Source organism: Salmonella sp. SAL00672, from assembly GCF_046552175.1.
Taxonomy (GTDB): Bacteria; Pseudomonadota; Gammaproteobacteria; order Enterobacterales; family Enterobacteriaceae; genus Salmonella; species Salmonella enterica.
Genome location: NZ_JBGDUQ010000001.1, coordinates 30085 through 47140, shown reverse-complemented (window position 1 = coordinate 47140; position 17056 = coordinate 30085). Strand labels below are relative to the sequence as shown.

Below are 17056 nucleotides of genomic sequence, written 5' to 3'. Positions count from 1 at the left end.
GAGTAATGCCCAGGCTGCTTCCCTGATAATTGCGCTGTGTTTCCGTATGAAATACAGGCAACCGACACTCTGCGCCTCTTTGAGCTGACGATAACCGTGAGGTTGGCGACGCGAAATAGTCACGAGGCCATCGGTTCATGCCCGGTAAGGCGTCACCATGCCCGCAGCTTAGTCGTCAACGTAAGAATAATGAGTAAGTTACGATGAAAAGAATGTTAATCAACGCGACTCAGCAGGAAGAGTTGCGCGTCGCCCTTGTAGATGGGCAGCGTCTGTACGATCTGGATATAGAAAGCCCCGGACACGAGCAGAAAAAAGCGAACATCTATAAAGGCAAAATTACCCGTATTGAACCGAGCCTGGAAGCGGCTTTTGTTGATTACGGCGCAGAACGCCACGGTTTCCTCCCGTTAAAAGAAATTGCCCGCGAATATTTCCCCGCTAACTACAGCGCTCATGGTCGCCCGAACATTAAAGACGTGTTACGCGAAGGCCAGGAAGTCATTGTTCAAATCGATAAAGAAGAGCGCGGCAACAAAGGCGCGGCGTTAACCACCTTTATCAGTCTGGCGGGCAGCTACCTGGTACTGATGCCGAATAACCCGCGCGCGGGTGGTATTTCCCGTCGCATTGAAGGCGACGATCGTACCGAGTTAAAAGAAGCGTTGGCCAGCCTGGAACTTCCTGAAGGGATGGGGCTTATCGTGCGTACCGCGGGCGTGGGTAAATCCGCCGAAGCGTTGCAGTGGGATTTAAGCTTCCGCCTGAAACACTGGGAGGCCATTCAGAAAGCCGCTGAAAGCCGTCCCGCGCCGTTCCTGATCCATCAGGAAAGCAACGTCATCGTACGCGCGTTTCGCGACTATCTGCGTCAGGATATTGGTGAAATCCTGATCGACAATCCAAAAGTGATGGAAATGGCGCGTCAGCATATCGCCGCGTTGGGCCGCCCGGATTTTAGCAGCAAAATTAAGCTGTACACCGGTGAAATCCCGTTGTTCAGCCATTACCAGATCGAATCGCAGATCGAGTCAGCGTTCCAGCGTGAAGTGCGCCTGCCCTCCGGCGGCTCCATCGTCATTGACAGTACCGAAGCGTTAACCGCCATCGATATCAACTCCGCCCGCGCGACTCGCGGCGGCGATATCGAAGAAACGGCGTTTAATACCAACCTGGAAGCAGCCGATGAAATTGCCCGCCAGCTGCGTCTGCGCGACCTGGGCGGCCTGATCGTTATCGACTTTATCGATATGACGCCGGTACGTCACCAGCGCGCGGTAGAAAACCGCCTGCGTGAAGCGGTGCGTCAGGACCGGGCGCGTATTCAGATTAGCCATATTTCCCGCTTCGGCCTGCTCGAAATGTCGCGTCAGCGCCTGAGCCCGTCGCTGGGCGAATCCAGCCATCACGTGTGTCCGCGCTGTAGCGGTACCGGCACCGTGCGCGATAACGAATCTCTGTCGCTGTCCATTCTGCGCCTGATTGAAGAAGAAGCGCTGAAAGAGAATACGCAGGAAGTCCATGCCATTGTTCCGGTGCCGATCGCCTCTTATCTGCTTAACGAAAAACGGACGGCAGTTAACGCTATTGAGACGCGTCAGGATGGCGTCCGCTGTGTCATCGTCCCGAACGATCAGATGGAAACGCCGCACTATTCCGTGCTGCGCGTACGCAAAGGGGAAGAAACGCCGACCCTGAGCTACATGCTGCCGAAGCTGCACGAAGAAGCGATGGCGCTGCCTTCTGAAGAAGAGTACGCCGAGCGTAAACGCCCGGAACAGCCTGCGCTGGCGACATTCGCTATGCCAGATGTGCCTCCGGCGCCGACGCCTGTCGAACCGGCGGTTAGCGTCGCCACGGCGAAAAAGGATAATGTTGCCGCCGCGCAGCCTGCCCAGCCGGGTCTGTTTAGCCGCTTCCTTAACGCGCTGAAACAACTGTTCAGCGGTGAAGAAACGAAAGCCGTCGAAACAGCCGCGCCGAAAGCGGAAGAAAAAGCGGAGCGTCAGCAGGATCGTCGCAAGCCACGGCAGAACAACCGTCGCGATCGTAACGAACGCCGCGACACCCGTGATAACCGTGCCGGACGTGACGGCGGCGAGAGCCGCGACGATAATCGTCGTAACCGTCGCCAGACGCAGCAGCAAAATGCGGAAGCGCGCGATACCCGCCAGCAGGAAACGGCGGAAAAAGTGAAAACCGGCGATGAACAGCAACAGACGCCGCGTCGCGAACGCAGCCGCCGCCGCAATGATGACAAGCGCCAGGCGCAGCAGGAAGTAAAAGCGCTTAACCGCGAAGAACAGCCTGTCCAGGAGACCGAGCAGGAAGAACGCGTTCAGCAGGTTCAGCCGCGCCGCAAGCAGCGTCAGCTTAATCAGAAAGTCCGCTTTACCAACAGCGCAGTGGTTGAAACGGTTGACACGCCGGTCGTCGTCGACGAACCACGCCCGGTTGAAAACGTTGAACAGCCCGTTCCAGCGCCGCGTACCGAGCTGGCGAAAGTTGATTTACCTGTCGTCGCCGATATCGCGCCGGAGCAGGATGATAGCGTAGAACCTCGCGATAATACCGGTATGCCGCGTCGCTCCCGCCGTTCTCCGCGCCACCTGCGCGTAAGCGGTCAGCGTCGCCGTCGCTATCGTGACGAGCGCTACCCGACACAATCGCCGATGCCGTTAACCGTCGCCTGCGCGTCGCCGGAAATGGCGTCCGGTAAAGTCTGGATCCGCTACCCGATTGTCCGTCCTCAGGAAACGCAGGTTGTTGAAGAGCAGCGTGAAGCAGATCTGGCGCTGCCACAACCGGTTGTCGCTGAACAGCAGGTTATCGCTGCGACCGTAGCGCTCGAACCACAAGCGTCAGTACAGGCGGTAGAAAACGTTGCCGTTGAGCCGCAAACCGTCGCCGAACCACAGACGTCGGAAGTCGTCGAGGTCGAGACAACGCATCCGGAAGTCATTGCCGCGCCAGTTGATGAACAGCCGCAACTGATTGCCGAAAGCGATACGCCGGAAGCGCAAGAGGTTATTGCTGACGCCGAACCGGTAGCAGAAACCGCCGACGCGTCCATTACGGTGGCTGAAAACGTAGCTGATGTTGTCGTTGTCGAGCCAGAAGAAGAGACAAAAGCGGAAGCGGCTGTTGTGGAGCACACGGCAGAAGAAACCGTTATCGCACCGGCCCAGGTGGTGGAAAAACCGCAGGACGTTGTCTGCGTTGACGATCATAACCACGCCAGCGCGCCGATGACGCGTGCGCCAGCGCCGGAATATGTGCCGGAAACCCCGCACCATAGCGACTGGCAGCGCCCTTCCTTCCACTTTGAAGGTAAAGGCGCAGCAGGCGGACACAGCGCCACACGTCACGCCAGCGCCCCGGCGACACGCCCACAGCCGGTAGAATGATGTAAATGCTGATACAAAGCCGACCGCCAGGTCGGCTTTTTTATGCCCCTTACAGGGCGATGCCTCACCCCATGGCGTCTTTTAGTCACTCCAGGCGTTTATGAGATCGGGCGGGATAATACGTACGGATGGCGTCGCTACGGGCGCGACAATATGACCACTAACTCAATGACGACTAAAAAAATGCCCGCGCCGGGGTGGATGGCGCGGGCAGACAAAACATATCCAGTTTCGTGATATGTTTCAAAAAGAGGCGTTACCGGTTCAACTGGAAAAGCGACATTCCCTGCATGTCGGTAAACGTTTTATAGGACGCCTGTAATGCCGCCTGTTGCATGACGTAGGAAGAAATGACCGAGTTCCAGTCCACATCTACCAGGTTGCTCATCTGCAGCTTCTGTCCCAGCGCACGGTCGCTTCCCAGTGAATCCAGCGTACTGAGTTCGCTCAGTTGCGTTCCCAGTTCCGCACGAACGGTCAGGACGTTATTAAGCGAATTTTTTAAGCCGCGATTGGTTTTATCAATGGCGGCAGCGGCTTTTTCTTTTTCCACGTCATTGCCTTCCACCGGGGTCTTGAGTGCGGCAATTGCCGTATCGAGCATGACAAACAGATTCTTTTCGGAGTCCGAGCCATCCGGTTCCGGCACCGCATTGCTGGTGATGCTATTAAAAATTTGCGCACCCGTATGGCCAATTACCATCGTGCGTGCGGAATCCACCTGCTGGGTAACACTTTTCTCGCCGCCATGATAACCACCTGTCGCCTGGTCGAATGGCGCCGCTTCCGTTTTATACCCGGCAAAGATATAGCGACCATTGCCGTCAGTGCTGTTTGCCAGGTTCATCAGCTGATCGCGGATGCCCTGTAAATCCGTCGCCAGCGACGCGCGGTCATCGTCGCTTAACGTGCCGTTTCCGGCATAGACGATTTTTTCCTGCGCGGTTTGAATCGCCGTCGTCACCTGACTGAGTACGCTTTCTTCCAGCGACACTTTTTGGGTGGCAAACGTACGCGCCAGGGCATACTGGCTATTCTGCGCCTGCGCCTGAGAGAGTACTACCGCCTGCGACGCGGCGATCGGATCGTCAGATGGGTTGGTAACGCGCTTACCGGTAGACATCTGCTCGCCCAGCTTCATCCATTCGGCCTGAGAATTAGTGATGCCGCTCATATTTTGTTCGTACATCATCTGGGTACTGATACGCATGTCATCCTTCTCCTTTAGCGAATATTCAATAACGCATCAAACAGCGCATTCGCGGTCTGCAATACTTGCGCATTCGCCAGATAATACTGCTGATAACGCTGCAAATTGCCGTACTCTTCGTCGAGGTTAACGCCGGAAACCGACTGTTGCTGTTTATAAAGCTGTTTAACCACATTCGCCTGCGTGGTGCTGCTGGTTTTCAGCGTTGACGTTTTGTTACCCACATCGCTGACCAACGTGGCGTAAGCATCGTTAAAAGTTTTGTTGCCGCCCACTACATTGCTGTTTTGTAAGTCCAGCAATGCCTGACCATTGCGGTTATCGCTGTCGCCAGTATCCACGTCAGGATCGAGTTTTGACTCAGACGCCATCGCAATCTCGGCTTCATTTGTCACTTTAACGTTCATGTCGACGATAGCATTGCTGACCGGCTTGAGAAGAAAACTGTCGTTTTTCTGTGCGCCAGTCCCTACCGTCACTTTCAGACCGTCAATCTCCAGTTTTCCGTCAGCATCTTTTGTCGCCGTGAAAGTGGTGTTATCCGCAGTGCGAGTAACCTGCCAGTCTGTACCGTCAAAAACAATCTTATAATCCGTTGCCTGAACCTTCGTGCTGTCGACCACCTTAGCGGTTAGCGATACCGTTTTATCGGCATTATTACTGTTGCTATATACCACCGGCGAGCCAATGCTAAAGAAGTCTTTCCCTTTATTGCCGTCGGCGTCATAACCTTTGGTATGCTGCGCGTTAAACGCATCGGCAAACGCCAACGCCAACTGGCCCAGCGTATTACGAGTCTGATCCAGATCCTGAGAACGAAACGTCAGTAATCCGCCGAGCGAACCGGTGTTCAGCAACTTTTCCGGAATTTCGATGTTACCGGCGGCCTCATCGACATAAGCGACAGTCGTTCGCGTCGGGTCGGCGCTGGAGGGAACCGCCGCCAACTGACGCGCCGTCGACCCCTGCACCAGCGTATAGCCATTGGCCATCGTCAGGTTATAGGTGCCGCCGTCCTGTACACTCACCTCGACGCCAACGATCTTGTTAAGCTCGCTAACCAACTGATCACGTTGATCGAGCAGGTCGTTCGGCGATGCGCCCGCGCCTACGCCCGTCATACGGGAGATTTGATCGTTCAGGTTAGCTATCTGCTTCGCGTAATTGTTGATTTGCGCCACGCTGGAGCCAATCGCGATATTGACCTGTTTATCCTGATCGCGCAGATACTGATCGGTGGTTTTGAACTGGTTTACCAGCCCTTCCGCTTTACCAATCAGCGCCTGACGCGCCGCAGGATCTTCCGCGTTACTGACTAACGTTTGCAGGCTGGTAAAAAAACTCTGCAGCGAGCCAGACAGTGAGCTGGATTTATCGGCCAGCAGGTTGTCGATTTTCGACATTTGTTCATAGCGCGTGGTTAAGCCGCTGCTCTGGTTTTGCGCGCCGCGTAGCTGATTAGTGATAAACGCATCATATTCGCGCTGTACGCCTGAAACGTAAACGCCATTACCTATCCAGCCGCCAGCCCCTAACGTACTGTTTGCCTGCGCCAGAATAGTTGTCTGCCGGGTATAACCCGCAACGTTATAATTGTTGATGTTATTACTGACCGTATTTAACGCGGCCTGCGCGGCGTTAAGTCCGCTCATGGCGTGATTAATCAAGCTGGACATGATGGTTCCTTTTAATCCTTCAATACTCGTTGTTATCGGCAGCGACTACGTGGACTTGAGCAATTTAAAAGAGATTGTCGAGATTCGCGCTGTAGGTTTTGCTGACCTTTTCACTCATCGCTTTCAACTGCTGAATCATGCTGGTCAATTTACGCGCGTAATTCGGGTCAGTGGCGTATCCGGCGTTTTGCAGAGCCACTGCGCCCTGCTCTGCCGTGGCGGCAGTGGTCACGGCAGCGTAGCGTGGGTTACGCGTTAACAGCGCGACATAATCCGATAATGCCTCCAGATACGAGCTATAGACGCGGAATTTCGCTTTCACTTTTTTCGCTTCGCCATTCTCGTATTCAGTGGTGGTGATTTCCGTCACCGGCCCTTTCCAACTGGCGGTCGCTTTCACGCCAAATACGTTATAGCTGGGTTCGCCATTCTCCCGCAGGATTTGCCGTTGCCCCCAGCCGGACTCCAGCGCCGCCTGCGCCAGAATCAGATGATGCGGCACCCCGCTTTGTTCGCTGGCCAGCCTCGCCGGGAGCGAAAGCCGGGCCAGAAAGTCTTTACTGTCGCCGGAGAGCGGCGCATCGCTGCTGTCCGGCGTTTTCGGTATGGCTTTGCGCACCAGTTGGGTCAGCGCCTGATTTTGATAGCTGTTTACCGTCTCCAGGGAGAATTTAAGCGGTACTTGCGGCGCATCATCCGCAGGCATCGTCTGCCCGCCCGTCATCTGTTTAACCATCATATCCGCCAGCCCCAATCCCTTACCGGCGGTCATCTGCTGGGCGATCTGTTGGTCATACATGCTGGTATACAGACGCGTCTGATCGCTGCTGAATAAACCATCTTTGGGTAAAGCCTCGCGCATACTTTTCAGCATCATCTGCACAAACATCCCTTCCACCTGACGGGCCACAGGACGGATATTCGCCGCCGGGTCCTGGCCCGCTTTCGCTTTCAGTTCGTTCAGAGATTGCGCATCCCAGGCCGCGCTGGCCAGCAATTTACCGTCTCCGATCATCAGATGATTTCCAGTTTGGCGCGTAGACAGCCCGCGCTCTGCATGGACTGCAAAATCGACATCAGGTCCATCGGCGTCGCGCCAAGCGCATTCAGCGCGCGCACTACGCTGTTCAGATTGGCGCTGGAACGCACGCTCTGTAGCGATCCGCCGCTCTGACGCAAATCTATCTGAGTCTGTGGCGTCACCACGGTCTGCCCGCCGCCAAATGGCGTATTCGGCTGGTTGACGTTGAGCTGGCGATTGACTGTCACTGACAAATTGCCCTGCGCCACAGCGCAGCTATCCAGCGTGACTTCCCGATTCATGACCACCGAACCGGTACGCGAGTTGATCACGACTTTTGCATCCTGCGGCGTCACGTTGACTTCCATATTTTGAATGTCCGCCAGAAAACGCACCTGCGAGCTGTTGCCGCTGGGCACGCGCACCTGTACCGTTCGCGCATCAAGCGCAGTGGCGCTGCCGTAACCGCGGGCGCGGTTGATGGCGTCGGTAATTTGCTGCGCCATCGTAAAATCTTCGTCGTTCAATTGCAGATTAATGGTGTTGCCAGCGCCGAACTGAGTCGGCAACTCGCGTTCGATAATCGCGCCATTAGTGATGCGCCCGCCATTAAGCTGGTTAACCTGCACGCTACTGCCGCCTGCGGAAGCGCCCGCGCCGCCGACCAGAATATTGCCCTGCGCCAGAGCATACACCTGGCTGTCCACCCCTTTTAACGGCGTCATTAATAACGTCCCGCCACGCAGACTTTTAGCGTTCCCCATTGAGGAAACGACGACATCGATCGTTTGTCCCTGTCGCGCAAAAGGCGGATACGACGCCGTCACCATCACCGCCGCCACGTTTTTCAACTGCATGTTGGTGCCGGTGGGGACCGTAATCCCCAGTTGTGACAGCATGTTATTCAGCGTCTGGGTGGTAAATGGCGTCTGGGTCGTCTGGTCGCCCGTACCGTCCAGCCCGACCACCAGCCCGTAGCCGATCAGCGAGTTTTCCCGTACTCCCTGGACACTGGTCAGATCCCGGATACGCTCGGCGTGCGCCAGAGTGGCAACCAGTGCCAGAACGATTCCTGCAAGAGCTTTAAACACATACACCTCGCTTACATCGGCGACAAATTAAGGAAGAAACGTTGCAGCCAGCCCATATTTTGCGCTTCGTTAATATAGCCGTTCCCGACATATTCAATCCGCGCATCCGCCACCTGTGTCGAGGGAACAGAGTTGCTGCCGCTGATGGTGCGTGGATTTACCACGCCGGAGAAGCGGATGAATTCCGTTCCCTGATTAATCGCGATCTGTTTTTCCCCCACGACGTGTAAATTGCCATTGGCCAGAACCTGATCGACGGTCACGGTCAGCGTGCCGCTAAAGGTATTGCTGGCATTCGCGCCGCCTTTACCATTAAAAGAGTTGCCGCCGGAGGCCTCCATATCCGCGCGGGAATTACCGAATAATCCCTGCAGATAACGCGGTACCGTATCAAAACCAAAGCTGGTTTTGCCGTCGCGGCTGGCATTTGCCGACGAGCTTTTACTGGCGCTGACGTTTTCCTGTAACACAATCGTGAGCGTATCGCCGATATTACGCGGTCGACGATCTTCAAAAAGCGGCTGATAGCCATAATTAATCGGCTGCGCAGACTGAAATATGGAGCCATTCGCCACCGGTACCGGGCCAGGTATCGGCTGCGCCGTGGTCGCCCCCTGCACGAGCGGTTTAGCGGGTATCCAGGCGCATCCTGTCAGCGTCGCGACCATCAGGGCCATAACTGGGTAAGCGTGAAGCGCGTATTTTTGCATTACCTTCATCTTCAAAATCAGGGAGCCGGTGGCGTATCCCCCACCGGCGGCCCCTTAGAGTTGCGTCAGTTTCTGCAGCATCTGATCGGTCGTCGATACTGCTTTACTGTTAATTTCATAGGCGCGTTGAACCTGAATCATGTTCACCAGCTCTTCCGCCACGTTAACGTTCGACGTTTCGACATACCCTTGATACAACAACCCCGCGCCGTTGAGCCCCGGCGTGCTTTCGTTCGGCGCGCCGGACGATTGCGTTTCTATATAGAGGTTCTCGCCGATGCTTTCCAGCCCGGTGTCGTTCATAAAGGTGGTCAGGTTAAGCTGCCCGACCTGAACCGGCGCGGCCTGCCCCTGCTGGGTCACGCTGACCACGCCGTCGCGGCCAATCGTGATGCTTAACGCGTTGGCCGGAATGGTGATTGCCGGCTGCACCTGAAAACCGCCCGCCGTCACCAGTTGACCATTCTGATCCACCTGGAAAGAGCCGTCGCGGGTATAGGCAGACGTACCGTCCGGCAGCATGACCTGGAAAAAGCCCTGCCCTTTAATCGCCACATCTTTACTGTTGTTGGTCTGCGACAGGTTCCCCTGACTGTGCAGGCGCTCCGTGGCGACCGGACGCACGCCGGTACCGATTTGCAGCCCGGAAGGCAGCGTCGTCTGCTCGGACGACTGCGCACCCGGCTGGCGGATGGTCTGATACAACAGATCTTCAAATACCGCGCGCTGACGCTTAAAACCATTGGTGCTGACGTTTGCCAGGTTATTGGCAATCACATCCATATTGGTTTGCTGCGCGTCCAGACCGGTTTTGGCGATCCATAATGAACTGATCATAAAATGTCCTGTATTAACTCATCGACAGCAGTTGGTTAGCTCGCCCTTCGTTCTCATCTACGCTGGTGATAACCTTCATCTGCATTTCAAAACGACGTGCGTTGGCGATCATGTCGGTCATCGCTTCAACCGGCTTGACGTTACTGCCCTCCAGCACGCCCGACATAATGCGAATTGACGGGTCGGCGGCCAGTACCGCCCCGCGTTCAGCCTGTGCCTCGGCGGTAAGGCGGAATAAACCGTCATCGCTCCGCTGCACCTCATTGCCTTCCGCTTTGACCAGCTTCAGTCGCCCAACGGGCGCCACCGTGTTTGGCGGGTCGCCGGGATTGAGCGCGGAGATCGTGCCGTCTGCCGCAATGGTGATTTCCGACCCTTCAGGAACGGTAATCGGGCCGCCTTCGCCGATAACCGGATGTCCCTGAATGGTTAACTGCCCGGTCGGACCCACCTGGATATTCCCGTTACGGGTATATCCTTCAGCGCCATCCGCCGCTTGCACTACCAGCCAGCCGTCCTGCTGTAACGCGACATCCAGCGGACGGGAGGTGTAGTCCAACTGACCCGGGGTCATATCCGCCCCGGGCGTCGACGCCGTAACCAGCGTGCGCGTTGCTAAAGAGAGGCCATCAACGGGCACCGCGCGTAGCGCGTTAAGCTGCGCGCGAAAGCCCGGCGTTGAGGCATTAGCTAGGTTGCTGGCCGTTACCGCCTGCTGGTTAAGCGTCTGGCTGGCCGCCCCCATGGCGGTATAAATTGCGTGATCCATTAAGCTATCCCGTCAGGCGCTTAGCGCAGGTTAACCAGCGTATTGAGGATCTGGTCCTGGGTTTTGATGGTCTGCGCATTCGACTGGTAGTTACGCTGCGCGACGATCATATTCACCAGCTCTTTACTCAAATCCACGTTAGAGGCTTCCAGCGCGCCGTTCGTCAGCTTACCGAAGTTGCCGGAACCGGCAGTCCCCAGCAGCGCAACCCCGGAAGCCTGCGTCGCCGCCCAGACGTTATCGCCCTGGGATGCCAGACCTTCGTTGTTGGCGAAGTTAGCCAGCACAATCTGCCCCAGCACCTGCTCCTGCTCGTTGGAGTAGTTGCCAACTACGGTGCCGTCGTTGTTAATCTGGTAGCTCACCAGGTCGCCCGGCTTATAGCCGTTTTGATTGGTGGCGACGATGTTGTTAGCCCCGGTGTTCTGCTGCATGGAGTTAAGGAAGCTGAGGGAGAAGGTGGCCGCTGTCGCGCCATTAATCGTACCGGTGGTGATGTTCACCGTACCGCCGGATTGCAGTGTCCCGTTTGCGTTAAATACCAGAGTGGTTGATGGTGCCGCCGGCGCTGTGGCTGCAGGATCGCTGCTGTCATGGGTGTACACGGCCCATTCATTATCTTTGGTTTTCACAAAATAGACGTTCATGTCATGGGCATTACCCTGGCTGTCATAAACGGTGACAGTGCCTTTTTTGTTATACGAATCCGCATCACTCACGCTAAAGGGCGTTTTAGACGGTACAGGGTCCGTTGAGTTCAGGTTGATCTGCATTGACGCGGTGGTGGTCGATTTCGCCGCCATCAGCGTGTTCGGAATGGTGATCGGCGCAGGATTCGCCCCCTGCTGAATGGTCGGCGGCGTACCGGTGGCCGGATAGCCGGTCAACTGCATCCCCTGCATATTGACCAGGTTACGGTTCTCGTCCAGTTTGAACTGGCCGTTGCGGCTATAGAACACGGAACCGTTGCTGTCTACCAGGCGGAAAAAACCGTTCTGGCTAATCGCGACATCCAGCCCGCGCCCGGTGTTCGTTGTCGTACCGTCGGTAAAATCCTGGGTAATCCCCGCCACTTTTACGCCCAGCCCCACTTTGGAACCGGCGAACATATCGGCAAATGATGCCGTACCGGACTTAAAGCCATAGGTGGCGGAGTTGGCGATGTTATTACCGATAACATCAAGGTTGGTGGCCGCAGCGTTCAGGCCGCTAACCGCTTGAGAAAAAGACATGACTGACTCCTGATAAGTGTAAGGGCTTAGATTATTTGCCGAACTTCGTCGAGTGTGGTGGTGCCATAGGTACCCAGATCCAACAGGTTGCCGTTACTGCCCTTCGTCACGCCCTGTACCAGAGCGAATTGCAGCGGCTGCGCCACCAGTTGCGTCCCGCCATTGCTGGCGGTAATCGCAATGTTGTAAGAACCATTCGGTACCGTTGTTCCGTCCGTTTGCTTACCATCCCAGGTAAAGGTGTGTACCCCGGCTCGCAACTCACCGATCTCCAGCGTCCGTACCACCCGGCCATCTTTATCGGTAATGGTTGCCGTCACTTTGTCCGCAGGCTGTTGCAATTCCACGCCAAACGGCGTCGTGGACGTCACGGCCCCTTCTTCCGCGCCTTTACCCGCCAGAATTGTGGTGCCAGGCACCATAACGCCATGTCCAATCAGCGTGGTCGCCTGTAGGGACTGACTATTATCGATTTGCCCGGAAATAGCCCCCAGCGTCGTATTCAGTTTTTCAATGCCGCTCACGGTACTGATTTGCGCCAACTGTGTCGTTAACTCATTATTTTGTAATGGGTTAGTCGGGTCCTGGTTCTTCAATTGCGCGACCAGTAAGGTCAGGAAACTGCTTTGCAGATCGGCAGCGTTGCTTCCGGTCATCGACCCGCTGCCGGTCGTCGTTTTGACGCCCGTGTTGGTCGGGTCATTCATATTTACGGCAATAGACATACGCGCCTCCTTTACTGGCCTAATGTCAGCGTTTTAAGCATCATGCTTTTTACGGTATTCAGGACTTCGATATTTGCCTGATAGCTGCGCGAGGCTGACATCGTGTTGACCATTTCGCCGACCACATCGACGTTGGGCATTTTGACGTAACCATTAGCGTCCGCCAGCGGATTGCCTGGCTCATAAACCAGCTTTTCCGGTGCCTGACTTTCAATCACGCTGGCGACCTTTACCCCGCCAGTGGCTTGACCCGGCGCGGCGTCCACCTGAAAAACCACCTGTTTGGCGCGATAAGGCTGTCCGTCCGGGCCGGTGACGCTATCCGCATTCGCCAGGTTACTGGCCGCAACGTTCAACCGCTTGGACTGCGCGGCAAGCGCCGATCCGGCAATATCAAAAATGTTTAACAGCGCCACGAATTAGTTTCCTCCCTGTAGCACATTCATCATGCCTTTGAGTTGGCTACCCAGAACGGTAAGCCCCATCTGATATTTGAGGCTGTTATCCGCAAACTGCGTACGTTCCCTGTCCATATCTACGGTGTTACCATCCAAAGAAGGCTGATCGGGTACGCGATAAAGCAGATCCACTGCGGGAGAAGAGACCGCCTGGGCGGGAATATGGTGAGAGGAAGTCAACGTTAACGCGACGCCGCCGGTTTCTTCCCGTCCACGCACCATCACCTTTTTTAACTCACTGGCAAAATCAATATCGCGCGCCTGATACCCCGGCGTATCGGCATTGGCGATATTCGCCGCTAATATTTCCTGACGTTGCGCGCGCAGATTTAGCGCTTCCTGCTGAAATCGTAAGGCGGCATCGAGCCTGTCGAGCATATCTCCTCCGCAAATGGCAAAATTCAGCCGACAGCTTAAATGCCTTCACGCGCGCGTTATCGCCGGAATAAACGCAAAATGCGTCGCTATTTATTGCGTTGATGCTTGCTTCACACGGGTAGAATCCTGTCATGACATCAACCAGGGGGAAGTACCATGCAAACGTTAAAACGAGGATTCGCCGTGGCGGCTTTGCTGTTCAGCCCCCTGACAATGGCGCAGGACATCAACGCCCAGCTGACCACGTGGTTTTCCCAGCGTCTGGCTGGCTTCAGCGACGAGGTGGTTGTCACGCTCCGTTCATCGCCCAATCTGCTACCGAGCTGCGAGCAGCCAGCCTTCAGCATGACGGGCAGCGCGAAGCTGTGGGGCAACGTCAATGTGGTGGCGCGCTGCGCCAATGAAAAACGTTATTTGCAGGTGAATGTGCAAGCGACCGGCAATTATGTCGCCGTTGCCGCGCCCATCGCGCGCGGCGGAAAATTGACGCCGGCCAACGTCACGCTAAAACGTGGCAGGCTGGATCAGTTACCGCCGCGGACGGTACTGGATATCCGTCAGATTCAGGATGCCGTCAGTTTGCGCGATCTCGCTCCCGGGCAGCCGGTACAGCTTACGATGATACGTCAGGCCTGGCGCGTCAAAGCGGGGCAACGAGTACAGGTCATCGCCAATGGCGAGGGGTTCAGCGTCAATGCGGAAGGTCAGGCGATGAATAATGCCGCCGTCGCGCAAAATGCGCGCGTGCGCATGACATCGGGTCAAATCGTGAGTGGAACCGTCGATTCTGATGGGAATATTCTTATTAACCTATAATTGTGTAAAGATTTTGTCGCGGCTGCCGATGAGATATTCAACCATGATGGTAGCTGGCCGCTACAACGTAACCCTCGATGAGGATAAATAAATGAGCATTGACCGTACCTCACCTTTGAAACCCGTTAGCACTGTCCAGACGCGCGAAACCAGCGACACGCCGGTACAAAAAACGCGTCAGGAAAAAACGTCCGCCGCGACGAGCGCCAGCGTAACGTTAAGCGACGCGCAAGCGAAGCTCATGCAGCCAGGCGTCAGCGACATTAATATGGAACGCGTCGAAGCATTAAAAACGGCTATCCGTAACGGTGAGTTAAAAATGGATACGGGAAAAATAGCAGACTCGCTCATTCGCGAGGCGCAGAGCTACTTACAGAGTAAATAAGCGTATGACTCGTTTGTCAGAAATACTTGACCAGATGACCACCGTCCTGAATGACCTGAAGACGGTGATGGACGCCGAGCAACAACAGCTTTCCGTAGGCCAGATTAACGGCAGCCAGCTACAGCGTATTACAGAAGAAAAAAGCTCGTTGCTGGCGACGCTGGATTATCTGGAACAACAGCGCCGTCTGGAGCAGAATGCGCAGCGTAGCGCAAACGATGACATTGCAGAGCGCTGGCAGGCGATTACCGAAAAAACGCAGCATCTTCGCGACCTCAACCAGCACAACGGCTGGCTGCTGGAAGGGCAAATCGAGCGTAATCAACAGGCGCTGGAGGTGCTGAAACCTCACCAGGAGCCGAGCTTGTACGGGGCTGACGGTCAGACTTCCGTCTCTCACCGCGGCGGTAAAAAAATTTCTATCTAATCATTGCCGGATGGCGACGTTGCGCCTTTCCGGCCTGAATGCCTTGTAGGCCTGATAGCACAGCGCTATCAGGCACTGAATTTACGCCGTCCGGCGAACAAACTCTTTCACTTTAAAGCCCAGCACGGCAAGCGCGGCGAAATAGGCCGCGATACCCGCGATCACTACCGCCATCAAACGCAGCAAACGCCATAACATCGACCCTTGCGACCACTCCGGCATAATATGCAACACGCCGAACAATACGGCGGCCATCACCAGTACGGAAATGATCAGACGCATCAGGAACCACATCCAACCCGGTTGTGGCGTAAAGATATTCTGTTTGCGCAGTTGCCAGTACAGCAGCGACGCATTGAGACATGCCGCCAGACCAATAGAGAGCGACAGCCCGGCGTGTTTCAGCGGTCCAATAAACGCCAGGTTCATTAACTGAGTCATGATTAACGTCACTATCGCGATTTTCACCGGCGTTTTAATATCCTGGCGAGAATAGAAGCCCGGGGCCAACACTTTTACGACGATCAAGCCAATCAGCCCCACCGAATAGGCGATTAACGCCCGCTGCGTCATCGCCGCATCAAAGGCGGTGAATTTACCGTACTGAAACAGCGAGACCGTCAGCGGCTTCGCCAGAATGCCTAACGCTACCGCGCTCGGCAACGCCAGTAAAAAGCACAAACGCAGCCCCCAGTCCATCAGGCGGCAGTACTCATCATGATTGCCGCTGGCAAAACTTTTCGACAATGACGGCAACAGGATGGTCCCCAACGCCACGCCCAGCACGCCGGACGGGAACTCCATCAACCGATCGGCATAGTACATCCATGAGACCGAGCCGGAGGCCAGAAACGAGGCGAAAATGGTATTGATGATAAGGGAGATCTGACTGACGGAAACGCCCAAAATCGCCGGCCCCATCTGTTTGACCACCCGCATCGCCCCGGTGTCGCGAAAGTTAATGCGCGGCAGCACCAGCATACCGATCTTTTTCAAATACGGAAGTTGATACACCAGTTGCAGCACGCCGCCGACGGTGACTGCCCAGGCTAACGCCAGCACCGGCGGATTAAAGTATGGCGCGGCGAATAATGCAAAACCGATCATGCTGATATTAAGAAATGTCGGCGCAAAAGCGGGAATAGAGAAGCGATTCCAGGTGTTGAGAATGGCGCCAACCAGTGAAGCCAGCGAGATCAGCAGAATATAGGGAAACGTAATCCGCAGCAGTTGCGTCGTCAGCGCGAATTTATCCGCAGTATCGGCAAAACCCGGCGCGGTTACCATAATCACCCACGGGGCGGCCAGCATACCGGCCACCGTCACGACGGCCAATGCCAGCGTCAACAGGCCGGAAACGTAAGCGACAAAGATCCGCGTCGCTTCTTCACCCTGCTTGCTCTTATATTCCGCCAGGATAGGCACAAAGGCCTGAGAAAAAGCGCCTTCGGCAAAGATCCGGCGTAGTAGATTGGGGAGTTTAAACGCCACAAAAAAGGCGTCGGTCGCCATCCCTGCGCCAAAAATTCTGGCGACAATCGCATCACGGGCAAAGCCCAACACGCGTGAAAACATAGTCATCGAGCTGACGGCAGCCAGCGATTTCAATAAATTCATTTCTTTTGTATTCCAGACCCTGGCGTAAAACTCCTGCATGGCTGATCCATCGACCGGATAACGCAACTTCTGCCGTATCCGGCTGTATCACCGCGCCTGACGGCGACGTTAAAACGTCTTATCAGGCCTTACAGACTCCCCACGGTTTGCCATTATTCACTGTGAAAAGAGGTATTATGTAGAGTGGGCATATATACCCGCCATACTTCGAGCTGCATGTGCGTTAGCTTTTCTGCAACTCGAATTATTGAGGGTATAGTACCTGGATTACGATGAATTACTACCGCCAGATGTTAC

Annotated in this window: 16 protein-coding genes; 4 read left to right on the top strand and 12 right to left on the bottom strand. The window is 55.4% G+C overall.

What is annotated here, in order from left to right; translation table 11 throughout:
- Window positions 1-203: 203 nt before the first annotated feature.
- On the top strand, window positions 204-3407 hold the full coding sequence (rne, locus tag ACLJTG_RS00260) for a ribonuclease E (protein WP_000827458.1): 3204 nt from the start codon (window positions 204-206) through the stop codon (window positions 3405-3407).
- A 256-nt stretch (window positions 3408-3663) separates the two neighbouring features.
- On the opposite strand, the gene flgL is transcribed toward rne, so the two are convergent.
- From flgL to flgB, 11 genes are all read right to left on the bottom strand, one after another.
- Window positions 3664-4617, bottom strand: a complete 954-nt coding sequence (gene flgL, locus ACLJTG_RS00255) for a flagellar hook-associated protein FlgL (RefSeq protein ID WP_001223032.1) — start codon at window positions 4615-4617, stop codon at window positions 3664-3666.
- 14 nt (window positions 4618-4631) lie between these two features.
- Window positions 4632-6293, bottom strand: coding sequence for a flagellar hook-associated protein FlgK (gene flgK / locus ACLJTG_RS00250; protein ID WP_000096425.1), 1662 nt, complete (start codon window positions 6291-6293; stop codon window positions 4632-4634).
- 64 nt (window positions 6294-6357) lie between these two features.
- On the bottom strand, window positions 6358-7308 hold the full coding sequence (gene flgJ / locus ACLJTG_RS00245) for a flagellar assembly peptidoglycan hydrolase FlgJ (RefSeq protein ID WP_000578685.1): 951 nt from the start codon (window positions 7306-7308) through the stop codon (window positions 6358-6360).
- Entirely contained in the window at window positions 7308-8405 is a 1098-nt protein-coding gene (locus ACLJTG_RS00240; protein WP_001518955.1) for a flagellar basal body P-ring protein FlgI, read from the bottom strand. The genes flgJ and ACLJTG_RS00240 overlap by 1 nt, the downstream gene beginning before the upstream one ends.
- Window positions 8406-8416: 11 nt before the next feature.
- Window positions 8417-9115 carry a flagellar basal body L-ring protein FlgH gene (gene flgH, locus ACLJTG_RS00235; protein ID WP_001174897.1) on the bottom strand — a complete coding sequence of 233 codons (699 nt, stop codon included), beginning with the start codon at window positions 9113-9115 and terminating at the stop codon, window positions 8417-8419.
- Between the two features lie 54 nt (window positions 9116-9169).
- Window positions 9170-9952: a flagellar basal-body rod protein FlgG gene (flgG, locus tag ACLJTG_RS00230; RefSeq protein WP_000625851.1), complete on the bottom strand. Its 783-nt coding sequence runs from the start codon at window positions 9950-9952 to the stop codon at window positions 9170-9172.
- A 13-nt stretch (window positions 9953-9965) separates the two neighbouring features.
- A complete protein-coding gene (locus ACLJTG_RS00225) occupies window positions 9966-10721 on the bottom strand; it encodes a flagellar basal body rod protein FlgF (RefSeq protein WP_000349278.1) in 756 nt (251 codons plus the stop codon).
- Window positions 10722-10741: 20 nt separating this feature from the next.
- Window positions 10742-11953 carry a flagellar hook protein FlgE gene (flgE, locus tag ACLJTG_RS00220; RefSeq protein WP_000010562.1) on the bottom strand — a complete coding sequence of 404 codons (1212 nt, stop codon included), beginning with the start codon at window positions 11951-11953 and terminating at the stop codon, window positions 10742-10744.
- Window positions 11954-11979: 26 nt separating this feature from the next.
- Complete coding sequence (flgD, locus tag ACLJTG_RS00215; protein ID WP_000020450.1) at window positions 11980-12678, bottom strand: flagellar hook assembly protein FlgD; 699 nt, start codon at window positions 12676-12678, stop codon at window positions 11980-11982.
- Between the two features lie 11 nt (window positions 12679-12689).
- Window positions 12690-13094, bottom strand: a complete 405-nt coding sequence (gene flgC, locus ACLJTG_RS00210; RefSeq protein WP_001196448.1) for a flagellar basal body rod protein FlgC — start codon at window positions 13092-13094, stop codon at window positions 12690-12692.
- 3 nt (window positions 13095-13097) lie between these two features.
- On the bottom strand, window positions 13098-13514 hold the full coding sequence (gene flgB / locus ACLJTG_RS00205) for a flagellar basal body rod protein FlgB (RefSeq protein WP_000887043.1): 417 nt from the start codon (window positions 13512-13514) through the stop codon (window positions 13098-13100).
- 156 nt (window positions 13515-13670) lie between these two features.
- Between flgB and flgA the strand changes: the two genes are divergently transcribed.
- The 3 genes from flgA to flgN all read left to right on the top strand — a co-directional run bounded on the left by flgA (window position 13671) and on the right by flgN (window position 15142).
- A complete protein-coding gene (gene flgA, locus ACLJTG_RS00200) occupies window positions 13671-14330 on the top strand; it encodes a flagellar basal body P-ring formation chaperone FlgA (protein ID WP_001194082.1) in 660 nt (219 codons plus the stop codon).
- Between the two features lie 91 nt (window positions 14331-14421).
- Window positions 14422-14715 (top strand): flagellar biosynthesis anti-sigma factor FlgM, encoded by a 294-nt coding sequence (flgM, locus tag ACLJTG_RS00195; protein WP_000020893.1) that lies wholly within the window; start codon window positions 14422-14424, stop codon window positions 14713-14715.
- A gap of 4 nt (window positions 14716-14719) precedes the next feature.
- Window positions 14720-15142 carry a flagella biosynthesis chaperone FlgN gene (gene flgN / locus ACLJTG_RS00190; RefSeq protein ID WP_079951267.1) on the top strand — a complete coding sequence of 141 codons (423 nt, stop codon included), beginning with the start codon at window positions 14720-14722 and terminating at the stop codon, window positions 15140-15142.
- A gap of 81 nt (window positions 15143-15223) precedes the next feature.
- Here flgN and murJ read toward each other — a convergent pair whose 3' ends face one another.
- Window positions 15224-16759, bottom strand: coding sequence for a murein biosynthesis integral membrane protein MurJ (gene murJ, locus ACLJTG_RS00185; protein WP_001537775.1), 1536 nt, complete (start codon window positions 16757-16759; stop codon window positions 15224-15226).
- Window positions 16760-17056 lie beyond the last annotated feature (297 nt).